The sequence below is a fragment of the Burkholderia sp. BCC1972 genome, from assembly GCF_905339605.1.
Lineage (GTDB): Bacteria > Pseudomonadota > Gammaproteobacteria > Burkholderiales > Burkholderiaceae > Burkholderia.
Genome location: NZ_CAJPGH010000037.1, coordinates 43,433 through 62,314, shown reverse-complemented (window position 1 = coordinate 62,314; position 18,882 = coordinate 43,433). Strand labels below are relative to the sequence as shown.

General features: G+C 68.0%; 14 protein-coding genes. 6 read left to right on the top strand and 8 right to left on the bottom strand.

All coding sequences use genetic code 11. The features are described from left to right. Positions 1-51: 51 nt before the first annotated feature. The 5 genes from U5798_RS33935 to apbC all read right to left on the bottom strand — a co-directional run bounded on the left by U5798_RS33935 (position 52) and on the right by apbC (position 5,686). Complete coding sequence (locus U5798_RS33935; protein ID WP_124452813.1) at positions 52-882, bottom strand: lysozyme inhibitor LprI family protein; 831 nt, start codon at positions 880-882, stop codon at positions 52-54. Beyond that, positions 882-3,161 carry an arginine/lysine/ornithine decarboxylase gene (locus U5798_RS33930; protein WP_124452811.1) on the bottom strand — a complete coding sequence of 760 codons (2,280 nt, stop codon included), beginning with the start codon at positions 3,159-3,161 and terminating at the stop codon, positions 882-884. Before U5798_RS33930 ends, U5798_RS33935 begins: the two co-directional genes overlap by 1 nt. An 81-nt stretch (positions 3,162-3,242) precedes the next feature. Beyond that, a complete protein-coding gene (dcd, locus tag U5798_RS33925) occupies positions 3,243-3,812 on the bottom strand; it encodes a dCTP deaminase (RefSeq protein WP_006398615.1) in 570 nt (189 codons plus the stop codon). A 112-nt stretch (positions 3,813-3,924) separates the two neighbouring features. Further along, the gene (sodC, locus tag U5798_RS33920) at positions 3,925-4,461 is read right to left on the bottom strand and encodes a superoxide dismutase [Cu-Zn] (protein ID WP_124452809.1); all 537 of its coding nucleotides are present in this window, start codon (positions 4,459-4,461) and stop codon (positions 3,925-3,927) included. Between the two features lie 133 nt (positions 4,462-4,594). Next, on the bottom strand, positions 4,595-5,686 hold the full coding sequence (gene apbC, locus U5798_RS33915; protein WP_124452807.1) for an iron-sulfur cluster carrier protein ApbC: 1,092 nt from the start codon (positions 5,684-5,686) through the stop codon (positions 4,595-4,597). 351 nt (positions 5,687-6,037) lie between these two features. Here apbC and U5798_RS33910 point away from each other — a divergent pair, with 351 nt between their 5' ends. After that, complete coding sequence (locus tag U5798_RS33910; protein ID WP_044847722.1) at positions 6,038-6,679, top strand: OmpA family protein; 642 nt, start codon at positions 6,038-6,040, stop codon at positions 6,677-6,679. Between the two features lie 375 nt (positions 6,680-7,054). Then, positions 7,055-9,211 carry a methionine--tRNA ligase gene (gene metG / locus U5798_RS33905; protein WP_322084550.1) on the top strand — a complete coding sequence of 719 codons (2,157 nt, stop codon included), beginning with the start codon at positions 7,055-7,057 and terminating at the stop codon, positions 9,209-9,211. A gap of 64 nt (positions 9,212-9,275) precedes the next feature. Here metG and U5798_RS33900 read toward each other — a convergent pair whose 3' ends face one another. Both U5798_RS33900 and U5798_RS33895 read right to left on the bottom strand, forming a co-directional pair. Continuing rightward, positions 9,276-13,358 (bottom strand): translocation/assembly module TamB domain-containing protein, encoded by a 4,083-nt coding sequence (locus U5798_RS33900; protein ID WP_322084549.1) that lies wholly within the window; start codon positions 13,356-13,358, stop codon positions 9,276-9,278. 28 nt (positions 13,359-13,386) lie between these two features. Beyond that, positions 13,387-15,201, bottom strand: a complete 1,815-nt coding sequence (locus U5798_RS33895; RefSeq protein WP_322084548.1) for an autotransporter assembly complex family protein — start codon at positions 15,199-15,201, stop codon at positions 13,387-13,389. Between the two features lie 248 nt (positions 15,202-15,449). Between U5798_RS33895 and U5798_RS33890 the strand changes: the two genes are divergently transcribed. The 4 genes from U5798_RS33890 to panD all read left to right on the top strand — a co-directional run bounded on the left by U5798_RS33890 (position 15,450) and on the right by panD (position 18,050). Then, entirely contained in the window at positions 15,450-15,638 is a 189-nt protein-coding gene (locus U5798_RS33890) for a DUF3460 family protein (protein WP_006478107.1), read from the top strand. Between the two features lie 4 nt (positions 15,639-15,642). Beyond that, a complete protein-coding gene (locus tag U5798_RS33885) occupies positions 15,643-16,515 on the top strand; it encodes a segregation and condensation protein A (RefSeq protein WP_034186260.1) in 873 nt (290 codons plus the stop codon). A 264-nt stretch (positions 16,516-16,779) separates the two neighbouring features. Continuing rightward, positions 16,780-17,619, top strand: a complete 840-nt coding sequence (panC, locus tag U5798_RS33880; RefSeq protein WP_322084547.1) for a pantoate--beta-alanine ligase — start codon at positions 16,780-16,782, stop codon at positions 17,617-17,619. Between the two features lie 44 nt (positions 17,620-17,663). Then, entirely contained in the window at positions 17,664-18,050 is a 387-nt protein-coding gene (panD, locus tag U5798_RS33875; protein ID WP_011545962.1) for an aspartate 1-decarboxylase, read from the top strand. 94 nt (positions 18,051-18,144) lie between these two features. Here the strand turns inward: panD and U5798_RS33870 are convergent, their stop codons facing one another. Beyond that, the gene (locus U5798_RS33870; protein ID WP_322084546.1) at positions 18,145-18,813 is read right to left on the bottom strand and encodes a ParA family protein; all 669 of its coding nucleotides are present in this window, start codon (positions 18,811-18,813) and stop codon (positions 18,145-18,147) included. Positions 18,814-18,882 lie beyond the last annotated feature (69 nt).

The following is an 18,882-nucleotide window of genomic DNA, read 5'->3' as shown; positions in this document are numbered from 1 at the left end:
CTGGGTGCCCGTTTCGTTTCATCGCCGCACGATCGCAGCCGTCGACGGTCGTTACTTGTTGCCGGCCGTCTCCGACAGCCGCTTCATCGTCGCGATGCGCGCGCCGATCAGGTCGACGCGCCCGTCCTCGCCGACGAGCGGCGCCGTCGCATCGCGGAACCCGACCCACGCGCGCTGCGCGCGGACGAGCGTCGCGGCCGAATGCGCCGGCATCTTGCGACGCAGCTTCTGGTAATAGCGGTTCAGGTCGAACAGCGCGTGCTCGCACGCGGCGTCCTGTTCGCACGGCCGCACGCGGCGCACGGCCGGATCGCGCGGCGCGTTCGCCGCCGGCTTGGCATTCGACGTGGCCGCCGCCTGGACCGTGCTCGTGCCGCCCTGCGCGCCGCTCACGGCCGCGACCGGGGCCGCCGCGGGCGGCGGCGCATAGCGATCCGCCGCGCCGCGCAGCGCCAGCGCGCGATCGCGCACGGGCTGCAGCTGAAGGTCGGCGCTCGACATCGCATACGACGTGCCGCGCGTCGTGTCGTACACGGCCTTCAGCAAAAGCACTTCGTCCTTGCGCCACGTGAGCCAATGGCGCTGGCTGTCCTGCCAGCCGCGCTTCGCATCGGCCGGCGCATCCTTCAACAGGCGCTGGTACGCGCCGTCCATCACTGCCTGCCACTGCTGCTGCGCTTCGCCCATGCACTGGATCTGGCCGGCCGGCGACGACCGGTCGCGCCGTGCAAGGCATTGCCGCATCGCGACGTCGATCGGGTCGGCCGCCGCGACTTCCGCGTGCGCGACGCCCGACCCTGCCAGCCCCGCCGCGCCTGCCGCCCAGACGACGAGCGCGGCCAGCGCCGCGCGCATCGCCCGGATTCGTCCGTGCGTCGCCATCAGTCGCGCACGCAGTCGACGAAGTACTCGACGCGGCCGTTCACCTCTTCCGCGACGAGGCCGTGGATGTCGGTGTGGAAGCCCGGGAAACGCTCGTTGAAGTCGCGCGCGAACCGCAGGTAGTTCACGATCGTCTTGTTGAAGCGCTCGCCCGGGATCAGCAACGGAATGCCCGGCGGGTACGGCGTCAGCAGGATGCTTGTCACGCGGCCTTCGAGCTCGTCGAGCGGCACGCGGTCGATCTTGCGGTGCGCGAGCTTCGCGAACGCGTCCGACGGCTTCATCGCCGGCTCCATGTCCGACAGGTACATCTCCGTCGTCAGGCGCGCGATGTCGTTCGCGCGGTACACGTCGTGGATCTGCGTGCACAGGTCGCGCAGGCCGACGCGCTCGTAGCGCGGATGCTGCGCGACGAATTCCGGCAGCACGCGCCACAGCGGCTGGTTGTTGTCGTAGTCGTCCTTGAACTGCTGCAGCTCGGTCACCATCGAGTTCCAGCGGCCCTTCGTGATGCCGATCGTGAACATGATGAAGAACGAGTACAGGCCGGTCTTCTCGACGATGATCCCGTGCTCGGCCAGGTACTTCGTGACGATCGCGGCCGGAATGCCCGTCTCGCCGAACTCGCCGTCGACGTCGAGCCCCGGCGTGATGATCGTCGCCTTGATCGGGTCGAGCATGTTGAAGCCTTCCGCGAGCGGGCCGAAGCCGTGCCAGTGGTCGTTCGGCTTCAGCATCCAGTCTTCGCGCGAACCGATGCCTTCCTCGGACAGGCTGTCCGGGCCCCATACGCTGAAGAACCAGTCGTCGCCGTATTCGGCGTCGACCTTGCGCATCGCACGGCGGAAGTCGATCGCCTCGGCGATCGATTCCTCGACGAGCGCGGTGCCGCCCGGCGGCTCCATCATCGCGGCCGCGACGTCGCACGACGCGATGATCGCGTACTGCGGGCTCGTCGACGTGTGCATCAGGTACGCCTCGTTGAAGCGGTGCTTGTCGAACGTGCGGTTCTCCGAATCCTGCACGACGATCTGCGACGCCTGCGAGATGCCTGCGAGCAGCTTGTGCGTCGAGTGCGTCGCGAACACGAGCGCGCCCGTGCGCGGACGGCCGTCGCCGATCGCGTGCATGTCGCGGTAGAAATCGTGGAACGTCGCGTGCGGCAGCCACGCTTCGTCGAAGTGCAGCGTGTCGAGCAGGTCGCCGAGCAGGTCCTTGATCATCTCGACGTTGTATACGACGCCGTCGTACGTGCTCTGCGTGATCGTCAGGATCCGCGGCTTCATGTCCGGGTTCGCACGCATCGCTTCGCGCGCGAACGGGTTCGCCTCGATCTTCTTGCGGATGTTCTCCGGCTTGAATTCGTCGCGCGGGATCGGCCCGATGATGCCGAAATGGTTGCGCGTCGGCGTCAGGAACACGGGGATCGCGCCCGTCATCGTGATCGCGTGCAGGATCGACTTGTGGCAGTTGCGGTCGACCAGCACGATGTCGCCCGGCGCGACGGTCGCGTGCCAGACGATCTTGTTCGACGTCGACGTGCCGTTGGTCACGAAGAACAGGTGGTCGGCGCTGAAGATGCGCGCCGCATTGCGCTCGGATGCCGCGACCGGGCCGGTGTGGTCGAGCAGCTGGCCGAGTTCGTCCACCGCGTTGCAGACGTCCGCGCGCAGCATGTTCTCGCCGAAGAACTGGTGGAACATCTGGCCGAGCGGGTTCTTCAGGAACGCGACGCCGCCCGAGTGGCCCGGGCAGTGCCACGAGTACGAGCCTTCGTCGGCGTACTTGACGAGTTCCTTGAAGAACGGCGGCGCGAGCGAGTCGAGATAGACCTTCGCTTCACGGATGATGTGGCGCGCGACGAACTCCGGCGTGTCCTCGAACATGTGGATGAAGCCGTGCAGTTCGCGCAGGATGTCGTTCGGCAGATGGCGCGACGTGCGCGTTTCGCCGTACAGGAAGATTGGGATGTCCGCGTTGCGGCGGCGCACTTCGGTGACGAACGCGCGCAGCTCGATGATCGCGGTCGCGAGCTCGGGCAGTTCGCCGTCCTGGCCGGTCTCGCCGAGCATGAGTTCGTCGTCGTCGATCGACAGGATGAAGCACGACGCGCGGCTCGACTGCTGCGCGAACGACGTCAGATCGCCGTAGCTCGTCAGGCCGAGGACTTCGACGCCCTCCTTCTCGATCGCTTCGGCCAACGCCCGGATGCCGGAGCCCGAGATGTTCTCGGAGCGGAAATCTTCGTCGATGATGACGACGGGGAAACGAAACTTCATGGACGATTCTCCAAAAAGAACGACCGCGGCGCGTCACGCGCAGCGGTCACCCGGAAACTGGTGAGACGTTATGCAACCAGATCAGGTTTTCGGCAGCGTGACACCACGCTGCCCCTGATACTTGCCGCCGCGATCGGCGTACGACACGTCGCACACTTCGTCGCTTTCGAAGAAGAGCACCTGCGCGACGCCTTCGTTCGCGTAGATCTTCGCGGGCAGCGGCGTGGTGTTCGAGAATTCCAGCGTGACGTAGCCTTCCCACTCGGGTTCGAACGGCGTCACGTTGACGATGATCCCGCAGCGCGCATAGGTCGACTTGCCGAGGCAGACCGTCAGCACGGTGCGCGGGATGCGGAAATATTCGACGGTGCGGGCCAGCGCGAACGAATTCGGCGGGATGATGCACACGTCGCCCTTGAAATCGACAAACGAACCTTCGTCGAAGTTCTTCGGATCGACGATCGTCGAGTTGATGTTCGTGAAGATCTTGAATTCGTCCGCGCAGCGGATGTCGTAGCCGTAGCTCGACGTGCCGTAGCTGACGATCCGGCGGCCGTCCTCGGACGCGCGAACCTGATCGGGCACGAACGGCTCGATCATCTTGTGCTCTTCGGCCATGCGCCGAATCCATTTGTCGGACTTGATACTCATATCGGGGCGCCAGGAAACGCTGCGTAGCTTTCAGGGAGGGCCGCTCGCGCGAGGCGGCGGCCGGGAAAGGCGCACATTTTACGCGATCATCGGCCGGCGCACGCGGCGGCCGTCAGCGGATCACGCCGCAGGCAAGCGCGGGCCCCGCGCCATGCTGCGGAAACGCGGGATCGCTCGGGTCGCGGTGCACCAGCGCCGCCCGGTTCATCGCCGAGCGCACGCCGTCGAGGGCCAGATCGGGCGCGACGATGAAACCGGCCGCGACGCCGTTCGCGTCCGCATGGATGTTGCCGAGATCGCCGGCGACGCGCGCACCGGCGCGCAGGCGGTCGGCGGCCGGTGCGAACACCTGGCCGGCGCTCGAGCCGTCGCCCGCGTTGCAGTCGCCGCGTTCGTGCACCTGCAGCGCATGATCGCTGTTCGGCGGCAGGCCGGCCAGGTTGTAGGTGACCTGGACGCCGTCCGGGCGCTCGACGAACGTCACCGCGCCGCGCGCCTGCGCGCCGACCGTCGGCTGCAGTTGTGCGTCGGCCCGTTTTTCGTGCGACGAGGAAAAGGAGGTACAGCCGGCCAACAGGCCCAGCGCGGCGGCGGCCAGCAGCGCGCGCTGCGCGCGGCCGGCGCGCACGCCGTGATGTCGTTGTTTCATTCGATCCTCATGCCGGCTGGCGGCCGCTTGACACGACGGCCGCGCCGGGCGGGAAAAGGGACCCGGGAAAAGTCGCCATGATACCGCGCCTCGCGGCGCCGTAAACAGCGTGAGGCCCCGCCCCGCAAGGGTTTTACGTATTTTGAACAACGATCGACGGGAACTTCGACGTCATGTCGCGCGATCGCTCGGCAATCGCCAGCGCGACGCCGCGCGCGATATCGCGGTAGCGGCGCGCCAGCGCGCCTTCGGAATCGGCCGCCACCGTCGGCGTGCCGCTGTCGGCGCGCTCGCGGATCGCGATGTCGAGCGGCAGGCTGCCGAGCACGTTCACGTCGTAATCCTTCGCCATCCGCTCCGCGCCGCCGGCGCCGAAGATGTGCTCTTCGTGGCCGCAGTTCGAGCAGATGTGGATGCTCATGTTCTCGACGATGCCGAGAATCGGGATCCCGACCTTCTCGAACATCTTCAGCCCCTTCTTCGCGTCGAGCAGCGCGATGTCCTGCGGCGTCGTGACGATCACCGCGCCCGTGACGGGCACGCGCTGCGCGAGCGTGAGCTGGATGTCGCCGGTGCCGGGCGGCATGTCGACGATCAGGTAGTCGAGGTCGCGCCAGTTGGTCTGGCGCAGCAGCTGTTCGAGCGCGGAGGTCGCCATCGGGCCGCGCCACACCATCGGGTTGTCTTCCTCGATCAGGAAGCCGATCGAGTTCGCCTGCAACCCGTGGCCGACGAGCGGGTTCATCGACTGGTTGTCCGGCGACTCGGGGCGCTGGCCGTGGATGCCGAGCATCGTCGGCAGCGACGGGCCGTAGATGTCGGCGTCGAGGATGCCGACCGACGCGCCTTCCGCGGCGAGCGCGAGCGCGAGGTTCACGGCCGTCGTGCTCTTGCCGACGCCGCCCTTGCCCGACGCGACCGCGACGATGTTCTTCACGTTCGGCAACAGCTTCACGCCGCGCTGCACCGTGTGCGCGACGATCTCCTGCGACACGGCGACGCGTGCGTCGCGAACGCCCGGCACGCCCTGGAGCGCCGCGACGACGCGTGCACGCACGTCGTCGTGCTGGCTGCGCGCGGGGTACCCGAGCACCACGTCGAGCGTCACGACATCGCCGTCGATCGCGACATTGCGCACGCCCTTGTTCGCCGCATACGGGCGGCCGGTATTGGGGTCGACGACTGCCGCCAGTGCGGCGTCGACTTGTGCCCGGTCAATGCTCATCGAAACTCCGAGAAAACGTTTTTTTCGCGTGTAATCGTCAAAAAATATCAAATTACGCTGCGAAAAGCGGGAAAAGTGAAAGAATCTGTTGCACGCCATTGCGCGAACGCGCGACCCGGCGCAATCTTCGCGTGCGGCATGCTATGGGGCCAAATCGGCCACCTACCGCCTATATTGTAGAGGCTGACGCGTCGCACTGCCCGAACAGCCACGCTGACGGACAGGGCATGCGGCCACCTCGGCGGCTGCCGCGAGCGCAGGCCTGCCCTCCTTTTTCGGGCGGCCCGCGCAGGGAGCCGTAACTGTTGTTGTCGTCGTTGTCGACTCGTTCAACCAAGAGAGGAATCCAAGATGAACATGAAAATCGCGACCCGCTTGTCCGTCTTCGCATTGGCCGGCGCACTGCTGGCAGGCTGCGCCACGCAGCAAGGCAACAACACGGCCGTCGGTACCGGCACGGGTGCGGCGCTGGGCGCAGGCATCGGCGCGCTGGCGGGCGGCGGCAAGGGTGCGGCGATCGGCGCAGGCGTCGGTGCACTGGTCGGCGGCGTGACGGGCTACAACTGGCAGGCGATCAAGAACAAGCTCGCACCGTCGGCAGCGAAGACGGGCACGCAGGTCACCGAACAGCCGGACGGCTCGCTGAAGCTGAACGTGCCGAGCTCGGTCACGTTCGCGACGAACCAGTACGCGATCACGCCGGCCTTCACGCCGCTGCTGAACGACCTGGCCACGACGCTGAACCAGAACCCGCAAGTGACGGCTTCGGTCGTCGGCTATACGGACAGCACGGGTTCGCAGCAACTGAACCAGACGCTGTCGCAGAACCGGGCGCAGAGCGTCGTCAACGCGCTGGTGCAGCGCGGCGTCGCCGGCGGCCGCCTGGCGGCACAGGGCATGGGCCCGTCGAACCCGATCGCGGACAATGCGACCGAAGCAGGCCGCGCACAGAACCGCCGCGTCGAAATCTACCTGCGCGCCGCGCAGCAGTAAGCATCGCCACGAGAGGAGCGGGGCTGCACATGGCGCGCAGCCCCGCCGGACAAGGCTTCCGGCGGGTCCGGTAACAAATCGAAAAAATTTTCGAACTTCTGTCGCAGGCCGCGGTCAGTATTTACGGTACGCGGCTGGCGCTGCCGGCGCGTCACCATTCTCCTCTTGTCGTTGTTGCTCCGGGGCCGTATCCGCCCCGGTTTTTTTTGCCCGCAGAATTTATGCTGCATCGCAGCACAAGATCATCGGGCACGCCGCTTGCGGGGCCCCGCCCGCTCCGGCGCCCGGTCCGCGGCGCCCGCCCGCCGCGCTGGCGCGCGCCCCTGCTAGAATCGCACTTTCCCGTTGTTTTTCCGCTGTTCCTCTACCGACCCTATGTCCGCATCCGACCTCACTTCCGTGCAGGCTGCGGCGCCGCAAGGCAGCCGCCAGATCCTCGTCACGTCCGCACTGCCCTATGCCAACGGGCAGATCCACATCGGCCACCTGGTCGAGTACATCCAGACCGACATCTGGGTGCGGACGCTGCGAATGCATGGCCATGAGGTCTACTACATCGGTGCCGACGACACGCACGGCACGCCGATCATGCTGCGCGCGGAGAAGGAAGGCCTGACCCCGAAGCAGCTGATCGACCGCGTGTGGACCGAACACAAGCGCGATTTCGACAGCTTCGGCGTGTCGTTCGACAATTTCTACTCGACCGATTCGGACGAGAACCGCGTGCTGAGCGAGAAGATCTACCTCGCGCTGCAGGACGCCGGCCTGATCGCCGAGCGCGAGATCGAGCAGGCGTACGACCCGGTCAAGGAAATGTTCCTGCCGGACCGCTTCATCAAGGGCGAGTGCCCGAAGTGCCATGCGAAAGATCAATACGGCGACAACTGCGAAGTGTGCGGCTCGACCTACCTGCCGACCGAGCTGCTGAACCCGTATTCGGTCGTGTCGGGCGCGACGCCGGTGCGCAAGACGTCGAAGCACTACTTCTTCCGCCTGTCCGACCCGCGCTGCGAGTCGTTCCTGCGCGAATGGGTGAGCGGCCTCGCGCAGCCCGAAGCGACCAACAAGATGCGCGAATGGCTCGGCGACGCCGGCGAAGCCAAGCTCGCCGACTGGGACATCTCGCGCGACGCGCCGTACTTCGGCTTCGAGATCCCGGGCGCGCCCGGCAAGTACTTCTATGTATGGCTCGACGCGCCGGTCGGCTACTACGCGAGCTTCAAGAACCTGTGCGACCGCAACGGCATCGACTTCGACGCGTGGATCCGTCCGGGCACGAAGGCCGAGCAGTACCACTTCATCGGCAAGGACATCCTGTACTTCCACACGCTGTTCTGGCCCGCGATGCTCGAGTTCTCGGGCCACCGCACGCCGACCAACGTGTTCGCGCACGGCTTCCTGACGGTCGACGGCGCGAAGATGTCGAAGTCGCGCGGCACGTTCATCACCGCGCAGAGCTACATCGACACGGGCCTGAACCCCGAGTGGCTGCGCTACTACTTCGCCGCGAAGCTGAATGCGACGATGGAAGACATCGACCTGAACCTCGACGACTTCCAGGCGCGCGTGAACAGCGACCTCGTCGGCAAGTACGTGAACATCGCGAGCCGCGCGGCCGGCTTCCTGATCAAGCGTTTCGACGGCCGCGTGCAGGACAGCGCGATGAACCACCCGCTCGTCGCGAAGCTGCGCGATGCGATTCCGCAGATCGCCGCGCACTACGAAGCACGCGAATACGGCCGCGCGCTGCGCCACACGATGGAGCTCGCGGACGAAGTGAACGCGTACGTCGACGGCGCGAAGCCGTGGGATCTCGCGAAGGATCCGGCCAACGCGGTCGCGCTGCATGAAACCTGCAGCGTGAGCCTCGAGTCGTTCCGCCTGCTGTCGCTCGCGCTGAAGCCGGTGATGCCGCGTGTCGCCGAAGCCGTCGAGGCGTTCTTCGGGATCGCGCCGCTCGCGTGGGCCGATGCCGCGAAGCCGCTGTCGTCGGAGCAGCCGATCAAGGCGTACCAGCACCTGATGACGCGCGTCGATCCGAAGCAGATCGAGGCGCTGCTCGCCGCGAACCGCGATTCGCTGCAGGCCGAGGCAACCGGAGCCGCCGCCGCGAGCGCCAACGCCGCGAAGGACGCGAAGAGCAACGCGAAGGCGAACGCGAAGCAGGCGGTCGTGAACGGCGCCGACGACGCACCGATCTCGATCGACGATTTCGCGAAGATCGACCTGCGCATCGCGAAGATCGTCGCGTGCCAGGCCGTCGAAGGCTCGGACAAGCTGCTGCAGCTCACGCTCGACGTCGGCGAGGAAAAGACCCGCAACGTGTTCTCGGGCATCAAGTCCGCGTACCAGCCGGAGCAACTCGTCGGCAAGCTGACTGTGATGGTCGCGAACCTCGCGCCGCGCAAGATGAAGTTCGGCCTGTCCGAAGGGATGGTGCTCGCCGCGTCGGCCACCGACGAGAAGGCGGAACCGGGTCTCTACATCCTCGAGCCGCACAGCGGCGCGAAGCCCGGCATGCGCGTGAAGTAAGCCAGACGCGCTGCCGGTTGCGCGAAAAAAAGCCCCGAAGGCCGCTTGGCGTTCGGGGCTTTTTTCATGGCTGCTCGGTACGCCGTGTGCGAGCGGCGTCACTGCCGAACCAGCGATCGAAACGCCGCGTGTAGTTCAGGTCGACGCCCTGGAACGTGCCGCCGTACGCGGACACCGACCAGAAGCGCGTCAGGTTGATCGTCGCCTTGAACGCGTTGGCGGCCGACTGCAGCCCCTGCTCGAAGCCGAGCACGAACCGCTCGTTGATCGCCTTCGACACCAGCACGACCTGCGGATCGGTCAGGCCGACTTCGCTGCGGCCGACCGACACCTCGTCGAGACCGAAGGTCTGCGCGACGCGCTTGCCGGTCACGCTGCCGAGCAGCCCGAGCGCCGCCGTCATCGCGCCCTGCTGGCCGACGTTGTTGCCCTGGTCGGTGCCGTGCCCGAACAGCAGCCACGACAGCTTTTCGTTGTCCGTGACGTTCGGCTCCGACACGAGCTTGACCGTCGGCGACTGGATCATGCCCGTCACCTGCACGCCGGCCTCGACCTCCTGGTTGCGCCGCATCGCGAGGATGTTGACGCCCGGGTTCGACACCGGGCCGTTGAACGTGAAGAAGCCGTTCTCGATCGCGAGCTTGCGGCCGAACGCCGTGTACGTCGACCCTTCCGTCACGCGCACGTTGCCGACCGCGCGCAGCGGCACGCCCGGCGCGCTCATCACGGTGATCGTGCCGCGCAGCCCGAGATCCGCGCCGTGCCCCTTGAAACGGAAGTTGTTGCCGAGGCCGATGTCGATGTTCGCGCGCGGCGCGAGCGACGGCGCCGGCTTGTCCTCGACCGGCTTCGGCTTCGCGACCGCGGTGCCCGTCGGCGTCTCGCCGCGCACCGTGCCGTCCGGCTGCACGATCACGACGTCGTCCGACAGGTGCGGCGCCGATTCCTCGGGCAGGTCGAACAGCGCGCGGTCGACCACGAACTTGCCGTCGATCGACAGCGCGCCGCGCGGCCCGTCGTTCGCGACGGTCGCCTTGCCCGACAGCGACAGCTTGCGGTCCGGCGCCGCGAACAGTTCGAGCTTGTCCGCGACGATGCTCGCGGTCAGGTCGGGCGCCTCGCCGTCGAGCCGCACGCGGCCGAGCGCGCGCAGCGTGCCGTCGCCGCCGTGGAACTCGACCTGCTGGAATTCGACGAGGTTGTCCGACAGCTTCACGCGCACGATGCCGTCCTTCAACTGCACGCCCTGGTCGATGAGCGTCGCGGACAGATCGTCGCCCGTCAGCATCCCCGACAGGTTCGGCTTCACCGGCGTGCCGGCGACGGTCAGCTTCAGCGCCGCACGGCCGCCCAGCAGATAGCTCGGCCCGAACAGGTTGCCGGTCGTCTTCAATGCGGGGATGTCGGCGTCGATGCGGCCCGACAGCGGACCATCGTCGACGACGCCGAACACGCCGTCGTGCAGCGCGAACGGCACCGTGACGTTCGCGTCGAGCGTGCCGATCCGGCTCGCCTTCGCGAGCGCCGTCACGTTGAGCCGGTTGCCGGGCGTGAAGCTCGCGCGCGCGGACAGGTCGGTCAGCCCGAGCGACGCGATGCCGCGCCCGCTCTCGATCGTCACGTCGCCGCCGCGGCGCTTCACCTGCACGTAGCCCGTCGCATTCGCGCCGAGCGAGAAGTCCCAGTCGGCGTCGAGCACGACGTCGGTACGCACCGGCGGCCGCTGGCCCGTCAGTTCCTGGCGCACCTCGAGGAAACGCGCGACCGACGCGCCGCTCACCGAACCAGCCGAGCGCATCTGGCCGTGATCGAATACGAACGACTTCAGGTCGATCGCCGCGCCTTCGAGCGTGAGCCGCGTCGCGCCGAGCGTCACGCGGCCGGTGCCGGCCGACACCGTCAGCGGCGCCTGCAGCGCGACAGCCGGCGTGCCGCGATTGGCCAGACGCGTGACGGTGCCGTCCCAGCGCATCCCGTCGCGGTTCTCGACCACGCCGCCGTTCGCCGCGAGCGTCAGGTCGATCACGCGGCCGCCGGCCATCCCGAGCGCCGAAGCGTCGAGCGTGTGCTTCGCGCGCGTGCCGTCGAGGTTCGCGCGCAACGACTTCAGCTTGAACGAGCCGAGCGCGATGTCGGCCGCGTCGGCCGTGAACACGAGCGCGCCGTGGGCGCCGTCGCGGATGTCCGCGCGGCCTTGTGCGGTGCCGATCCGGTTCGAGCCGACGACGACGTGCTCGGCCTTGTAGGTGGCCGTCACGTTCGGATGCGCGAAGCTGCCCGTCAAATCGCCCTGCGCCTGCACGAGCCCTTCGACGCCGAAGCCGAGCCGGTCGAGCTGCGGTGCGTCGACGACGAAGCGCAGCCGGTCGCCGGGCGCGCCGAAGCTGCCACGCAGGTCGACGTGGTTGCCCGCGATCGACAGCGTCGCGTTGCTCGGCAGGATGCGCGAACCGGCGAGCTGCACGACGCCTGCACCCGTCAGCGGCACACCGTCGTACAGGCTGTCGCCGAGCTTGAAGGTCGCCTTCGTCGAGACCTGCGGCGCGAACGCGCCCGACGCCGTCAGCGTGCCCGACACGCGCGTCTCGCCGCGCTTGGCCGGCGCCTTGGCGGCCTTCGCGGGTGTCTTGCCGCCAGCCGCCTTCGGCGCGCTCATCGCGGCGAGCAGCAGCGGATCGAACGCCGTCAGCGTCGCCTTCGCGTCGTAGCTCGAATGCGCGTCGCGGCGGAACACGCCCGTCAAATCGATGCGGCCCTTGCCCGCCGTCACGCGCGTATCGGTCAGCACGGTCTGCTGCGGCGTCAGCGCGACCTTGGCGCGCGCGCCGAGTGCGAGCTTCGGATCGTTCAGGTTGAAATCGACGGTCGTCACGTCGCCCGCGAGCGTCACGCCGAGCGGGCCGCCGAGGCGCATCGGCCGCAGCTCGGCGACGAACGCGTTCAGGTCGAGGTTAGCGACCTTCAGGTCGAAGCGGCCCTTGCCGCCCGTGAGCGTGCCGCCGCCCGTCACGCTGCCGTCGCGGATCAGTTTCAGCGCGAGATCGTCGATCCGCTGCGCGTGCGCGTCGAGATGCACGGTCGCATGCGCGTCGATCACCGGCAGCAGATGGTCGCCGAGCGTGCCCGGTTTCGCGTTGACGATCGACACGGGGCCCGTCACCGCGAACCCCTTCGCGGGCGCCGAGCCGGCCGGCGCGCTCACCGGCGCGAGTTCCGCGCGCACCGCGAGATCGGCCGCCGGTGCGCCGGGCGAAAGCGCCTGTGGGTTCACGTGGTCGAACGCGAGCGACGCGCGCGTGAGCGGCACCGCGCCGAACGGCGCGGCCTCGACGTGCGCGCGCCCGTTCAGCTTCATCCCGCTCGCGTCGACGTCGGCGACGAGCGCCTCGAGCGAACCCGACACACGGGCCCGCGCGTCGACCGGCTCGTCCGACAGCTTGCCCGCGTAGGTGGCTTCGCCCGTCAGCGCGAACGGCTTCACGCCGTCGAGCTTCGCGCGCGCGGTCAGCGCGCCGTACGGCGTGTCGACGCCGTCGAGCACGAGTTCATGGTGACGGCCGTCGCTGCGGCCGTTCAGCGCGAGGTGGTCGAGCTGCGTCGTCGAGCCGCCTTCGTGGATCGCGAGACGATCGACGCGCAGGTCGTCGATCCGCAACTGCAGCGGCAGGCTCAGGTCCTGCGGCGTGGTGCTCGGCGTCGACGGCCCCGGCGCGATCCGCACGTCGATCGTGCCGGCGCGCAGATAGGCGATCGACAGCCGCCACGGCGCACGCGTCAACGCCCAGCGGCCGTCGAGCCGGTCGATGCGAACCTCGGTGCCCGAACCGTCGGGGCTCGTCCACGCGAAGCCGCGCAGCCGCACGCCGGTCGCGAGCGAGCCGCCTTCGAGCGTGCCCGCGAGTCGCGTGCCGAGCACGCGACCGGCCAGTTGCCACGCGAGCCGCGTGCCGCGCTCGGTCGTCACCGCGCCCGCCACGAGCGCGGCCGCCAGCACGACGAGCAGCACGACCGTCGCGAGCGTCCATGCGACGACGCGCACCGCCCGGCCGCGGCGCGGCGCGCGCGGCGCGCGCGGCGGCGTGTCGGGCGCGCCGTCGGGCGAGTCCGGATCATGAGGCGGCGGCGTGTCGTTCGGGTCCTTCGTCATGCGGTTCGTCGTCGATGAAGCGGTACGGTCAGAAAGCGATGCCGAGCGTCAGGTACGGGCGCACGCTATGGTTGCGCAACCCGTACGCGACGTCGACGTTGATCGGGCCGACGGGGCTGCGCCAGCGCGCGCCGACGCCGACACCCGGGTAGAACACCTTCTCGCCCCACGCATCGGTCGCGGTGCCGATGTCGAAGAACGTCGCGGCGCCCCAGTCGCGGTTGAACCAGTGCTGGTATTCGGCGGTGCCCGTCACCAGGTACTTGGTCGGCAGCACGGAACCGTCGACGCTGTTGCCGATGCTCTGGTAGCCGTAGCCGCGCACCGAGTTCGAGCCGCCCGCGCGGAACAGCAGCGACGCCGGCACGCCGGTCGAGCTGCCGCCCGTGAACACGCCGCCGAGCTCCGCACGGAACACGAACAGGTCGCGCTTGCCGACCGGCAGGTACTGCTGGCCGCGCGCGTAGCCGCGGATGAAGGTCTGGTCGGTCAGCACGCCCTTGACCGCGAAGCCGGCCTCCGCGTGGATCAGGTTGCCCGAACGCGGAAACAGCGGATCGTCGACGTTGCGGCGCGTCCATGCCCATTGCGGCACCAGCGCGCGGCTCGTGGTCGGCCCCGCGCCGTTCTGGTCGAGCCGGTCCTGGTAGAACATCAGCGAATACGAATAGTCGATGAACTGGCCGGTGCGCGTGCGCTGCGCGCCGACCCGCGCGCTGTAGATGCGCGTGTCCGACACGTTGGTGTTCGTGTACGACGCAAGCACGCTGTTGGTCCAGCCCTTCTCGCCCGGCGGCATCGACAGCTGGACCTGCCCGTACTGCTGGATCTGGTCGAGCCGGCCCGACACCGTCAGCGGCCACGCGGCGCCGAACGTGTCGAGATACGTGTAGGAGCCCTGCACGTGCGGGCCCGTATCGGTCGCGAAGCCGACGCCGCCGCGGATGTTGTTGTACGGGAACTCGCTGACCTTCACGTGCACGGGCGTGCGCTCGGGCTTCGCCGTATCGTCGCCGACGTCGATCGCGACGCTCGCGTAGTAAGGCGTGTTCTGCAACTGCCGCTGCAGTTCGGTGATCCGCTGCACGTCGTAGATCTCGCCTTCCGACAGCGGATTGACGTTCGTGACGATCTTCTCCGGATAGCGGCGCACGCCGTCGACGTCGACCTTGCCGATCGTGAACGTCGGGCCGCTGTCGAACGTGACGGCGAGCGTCGCGCGCTGCGTGCGCGGATCGATGCGCGCCTCGGACGACGCGATCTTCGCGCCGAGATAGCGGCGCGCCTGCAGTTGCCGGAGCGCCGCGCCCTTCGCGCCGTCCCAGTCGGACTGCGTGAACGGGTCGCCGGGCTTCAGCGAGAACGCGAAACGCGTCGCGGCCTCCTGCTTCGGATCCTCGGTCTCGACGGGCCCCTTGAACGTCAGGTCGACCGTCGACACGACGGTCTGCTTGCCGGGATCGACCGAGATGCGCACGTCGCGCTTGCCGTCGCGCGTGCGCACGTCGGTACGCACGACCGGCGAGAAATAGCCGGCCGTCGCGGTCAGGTCGCGCACCTGCTGCGGGGTGGCCGTGACGAGGAAGTCGAACTGGTCGTCGCTGATGTCGTCGCGCTTCGCGAAGCGCGCGATGTCGAGATGCGTCTTGAGGAGCTTGCGGATCGAGCGCGGCGCGTCGATATCGACGTCGTACTTCGCGTGCGCCGGCAGCGCGAAGCACGCGGCGAGGCACCCGGCGAGGGTCGCCCGTGCGATGCCGGCCGCGGCGCCGGCGCGACTGCGTGCCGCGCGCGGGCCCGCGTCCTGCGCAGTAGGTGCTTGCTGATTCGACTGCCCCGCCAAATATGACCTCGCCGTGCTGGATTGTTACGGTTTCGTGGAAAACCCTGTATTTGACCACAGGGTGCGGGCGCCAAAGCCAAACGATTGTGAAAGAGTGCGAAGCCCCGCCGCGACCGCCGCACGCGGCATGCGGGCGCCGACCCGCGGATTCGACGCGCGATTGGCGCCGGCTGTTCCCCGCGATGCGGTAAAATCCCGCCATCGCGAATCCGGCGCATCGTGCGCCGCCCGAAACGGAAGATCCAGCCATGCCGTACCAGTCCGACGTCACGCAGTTCCTGAACCAGCTCAAGCAGCAGAAGCCGACGCTCGAGGAAGAGCAGCGCAAGGGCCGTTCCCTGCTGTGGGACAAGCAGCCGATCGATCTCGAAGAGCGCGCCGAGCAGCAGGAATCGCGCGTGAAGCAAACGTCGTACGTCTACTACCAGAACTTCTGACGACGTGAGCGCCGCCGACGAGGCCAGCGCCGCCCGGCAGGACGACGCGATCGCCGCGCCCGCGGGCGCCGATTCGACGCCCGACACGGTCGACGGTGTCGCGGCGTTCGCTCGCCTGTACGGCGAGCCGCTCTTCAAGCTGCCGCAGGATCTGTACATCCCGCCCGATGCGCTCGAGATCTTCCTCGAGACGTTCGAAGGCCCGCTCGACCTGCTGCTGTACCTGATCCGCAAGCAGAACTTCAACGTGCTCGACATCCCGATGGCGCAGGTCACCGCGCAATATCTGGGCTACGTCGACCAGATCCGCACGTCGAACCTCGAGCTGGCGGCCGAATACCTGCTGATGGCCGCGATGCTGATCGAGATCAAGTCGCGGATGCTGCTGCCGGTCAAGAAGGCCGACACCGGCGAGGAAGCGGAAGATCCCCGTGCCGAACTCGTGCGCCGCCTGCTCGAATACGAGCAGATGAAGCTCGCCGCGCAGCGGCTCGACCAGCTGCCGCAGCTCGGCCGCGACTTCCTGCGCGCCGAGGTCTACATCGAGCAGAGCATCACGCCGCGCTTCCCCGACGTGAACTCGGACGACCTGCGCGCCGCGTGGGCCGACGTGCTCAAGCGTGCGAAGCTCGTCCAGCACCACAAGATCTCCCGCGAGGAGCTGTCGGTGCGCGAACACATGAGCCTGATCCTGCGCCGGCTGCAAAACGCGCGCTTCATGGAGTTCGCCGACCTGTTCGACACGTCGCGCGGCGTGCCGGTCGTGGTCGTGAACTTCATCGCGATGCTCGAGCTCGCGCGCGAATCGCTCGTCGAGATCACGCAGCCCGAACCGTTCGCGCCGATCTACGTGCGCCTCGCGTACCTGCCCGCGTAACACCGGCCCCCGCTCGCCGCATCCCGCTCCCCGGTTCGTCCCGACGCTCGCCGCTTCGAGGCGGCGGCTGGCCGTCCGGCGGGTTTCCGGCACGCCCCGATAAAAAGTGAACGATCGTTCTTTTATCAATGCGTCCGGCGGCCAAATCCTCTACAATCCGCCGACGCCCGATGCGCCGCCCGCGCGCCGGCGTTGTCCGCTTCGACCCCGACGCCGCTGCTGCGGCGCCAACGCGCGCATGCGCGAGGAACCCGCTACCCGATCATGAAAGTCATCAGCTCGATCCATGAACTGCGCGACCAGCTGCGCGGACAGAACCGCACGGCGTTCGTGCCGACGATGGGCAACCTGCACGAAGGGCACCTGTCGCTGATGCGCCTCGCGCGCCAGCACGGCGATCCGGTCGTGGCGAGCATCTTCGTCAACCGGCTGCAGTTCGGCCCGAACGAGGATTTCGACAAGTACCCGCGCACGCTGCAGGACGATATCGAGAAGCTGCAGAAGGAAAACGTCTACGTGCTGTTCGCGCCGACCGAGCGCGACATGTACCCGGAACCGCAGGAATACCGCGTACTGCCGCCGGACGACCTCGGCGGGATTCTCGAGGGCGAGTTCCGTCCCGGCTTCTTCGCCGGCGTGTGCACGGTCGTCACGAAGCTGATGTCCTGCGTGCAGCCGCGCGTCGCCGTGTTCGGCAAGAAGGATTACCAGCAGCTGATGATCGTGCGCCGGATGTGCCAGCAGCTCGCGCTGCCGGTCGAGATCATCGCGGCCGAGACCGTGCGCGACGAGGACGGCCTCGCGCTGTCGTCGCGCAACCGCTACTTGACGACCGACGAGCGCAAGGAAGCGCCCGAACTGGCGAAAACGCTGCAGCGCGTGCGCGACAGCGTGCTCGGCGGCGAGCACGACCTCGGCAAGCTCGAGCAGCACGCGCATACGCACCTGGCCGAACGCGGCTGGGTGCCCGACTACATCGCGATCCGCCGCCGCGCGAACCTGATCGCACCGAGCGCCGCCGAACTCGAGGCCGGCGAGCCGCTCGTCGTGCTCGCGGCCGCGAAGCTCGGCGCGACGCGCCTCATCGACAACCTGGAAATCTGACGGGCGGCCCGCCCGCGCCTCTCACGACGCATCACGGAGACACCATGCAGCGCCACATGCTCAAATCGAAGATCCACCGTGCGGCGGTCACGCACTGCGAACTGCACTACGAAGGTTCGTGCGCGATCGACGAAGACCTGCTCGAAGCGGCCGGCCTCATCGAAAACGAACGGATCGACATCTGGAACATCAACAACGGCGAGCGCTTCTCGACGTACGCGATCAAGGGCGAGCGCGGCAGCGGGATGATCTCGCTGAACGGCTCGGCCGCGCGCCGCGCGCAGCTCGGCGACCTCGTGATCATCGCGGCGTTCGCGATGGTCGACGAAGCCGAACTGCAGGCCGGCTGGAAGCCGAAGCTCGTGTTCATCGACGACGGCAACAAGATCAAGGGCCACCGCGATCACGTACCGACGCAGAACTGGACCTGATCCGGCAGTTGCCTACGGACAAAGGGCCGGATCCCGTGCTGCACGGGATCCGGCCCTTCTCATTTCGTCACGCGCACGCGCGGCGGCCGCGCGCTCAGGACGACCTGGCGACCTTCTCGGCCTTTTCCGCCTTCGGCGCACGGCGCTCGGCCCATTCGACGATCGGCCGCCACTGTTCGAGATCCTTCTCGACGCGGCTCTTCGCGACGTCCCACAGCGTCAGGCCGTGCGCGGCGATCTGCACGTAGTTTTGCGTGTCGCGCACGTAGCCGAGCACCGGCAGGCCGAGCCCCTCGACGAACCGGTGCAGCTGGTCGGACGAGCGCGTGCGCGCATCGACGCGCATCCCGACGATCCCGACCTCGACGCTGCCCTTGCGCACGGCCTTCTCGCCGGCCAGGCGCTCCAGAAACTGCTGGGTCGCGAGGATATCGAACATCGACGGCTGGAGCGGCACGATCACCTTGTCGGCCAGCTGCAGCGCGACGTTGAGCCGCGTGCCGTGCAAGCCGGCCGGCGTATCGATCACCGCGTATTCGAGGCCGCGCGGCGGCTTCGACGGCGCGTCCGGGTCGAGGTCCCACGCCTCGATCGGCGGCAGCCCTGCCGGCCGCAGGTCGAGCCACGCATGCGCGGACTGCTGCCGGTCCAGATCGGCGAGCGCGACCCACGCGCCCTGCGCCGAGAAATAGCCGGCAAGATTGGTGGACAGCGTGCTCTTCCCCACGCCGCCCTTCGGATTCGCCACCACGATCACCGTCATGAATTCCCCCGAAAAAGCCGCGCAGCGCCGGCCGCATGGCCGGCGCCGCTCGATTGCGGATACAGGGAG

Coding starts and splice junctions, on each gene's coding strand:
- U5798_RS33935 (WP_124452813.1), bottom strand. CDS start 882: ATGGCGACGCACGGACGAATCCGGGCGATGCGCGCGGCGCTGGCCGCG.
- U5798_RS33930 (WP_124452811.1), bottom strand. CDS start 3,161: ATGAAGTTTCGTTTCCCCGTCGTCATCATCGACGAAGATTTCCGCTCC.
- dcd (WP_006398615.1), bottom strand. CDS start 3,812: ATGAGTATCAAGTCCGACAAATGGATTCGGCGCATGGCCGAAGAGCAC.
- sodC (WP_124452809.1), bottom strand. CDS start 4,461: ATGAAACAACGACATCACGGCGTGCGCGCCGGCCGCGCGCAGCGCGCG.
- apbC (WP_124452807.1), bottom strand. CDS start 5,686: ATGAGCATTGACCGGGCACAAGTCGACGCCGCACTGGCGGCAGTCGTC.
- U5798_RS33910 (WP_044847722.1), top strand. CDS start 6,038: ATGAACATGAAAATCGCGACCCGCTTGTCCGTCTTCGCATTGGCCGGC.
- metG (WP_322084550.1), top strand. CDS start 7,055: ATGTCCGCATCCGACCTCACTTCCGTGCAGGCTGCGGCGCCGCAAGGC.
- U5798_RS33900 (WP_322084549.1), bottom strand. CDS start 13,358: ATGACGAAGGACCCGAACGACACGCCGCCGCCTCATGATCCGGACTCG.
- U5798_RS33890 (WP_006478107.1), top strand. CDS start 15,450: ATGCCGTACCAGTCCGACGTCACGCAGTTCCTGAACCAGCTCAAGCAG.
- panC (WP_322084547.1), top strand. CDS start 16,780: ATGAAAGTCATCAGCTCGATCCATGAACTGCGCGACCAGCTGCGCGGA.
- panD (WP_011545962.1), top strand. CDS start 17,664: ATGCAGCGCCACATGCTCAAATCGAAGATCCACCGTGCGGCGGTCACG.
- U5798_RS33870 (WP_322084546.1), bottom strand. CDS start 18,813: ATGACGGTGATCGTGGTGGCGAATCCGAAGGGCGGCGTGGGGAAGAGC.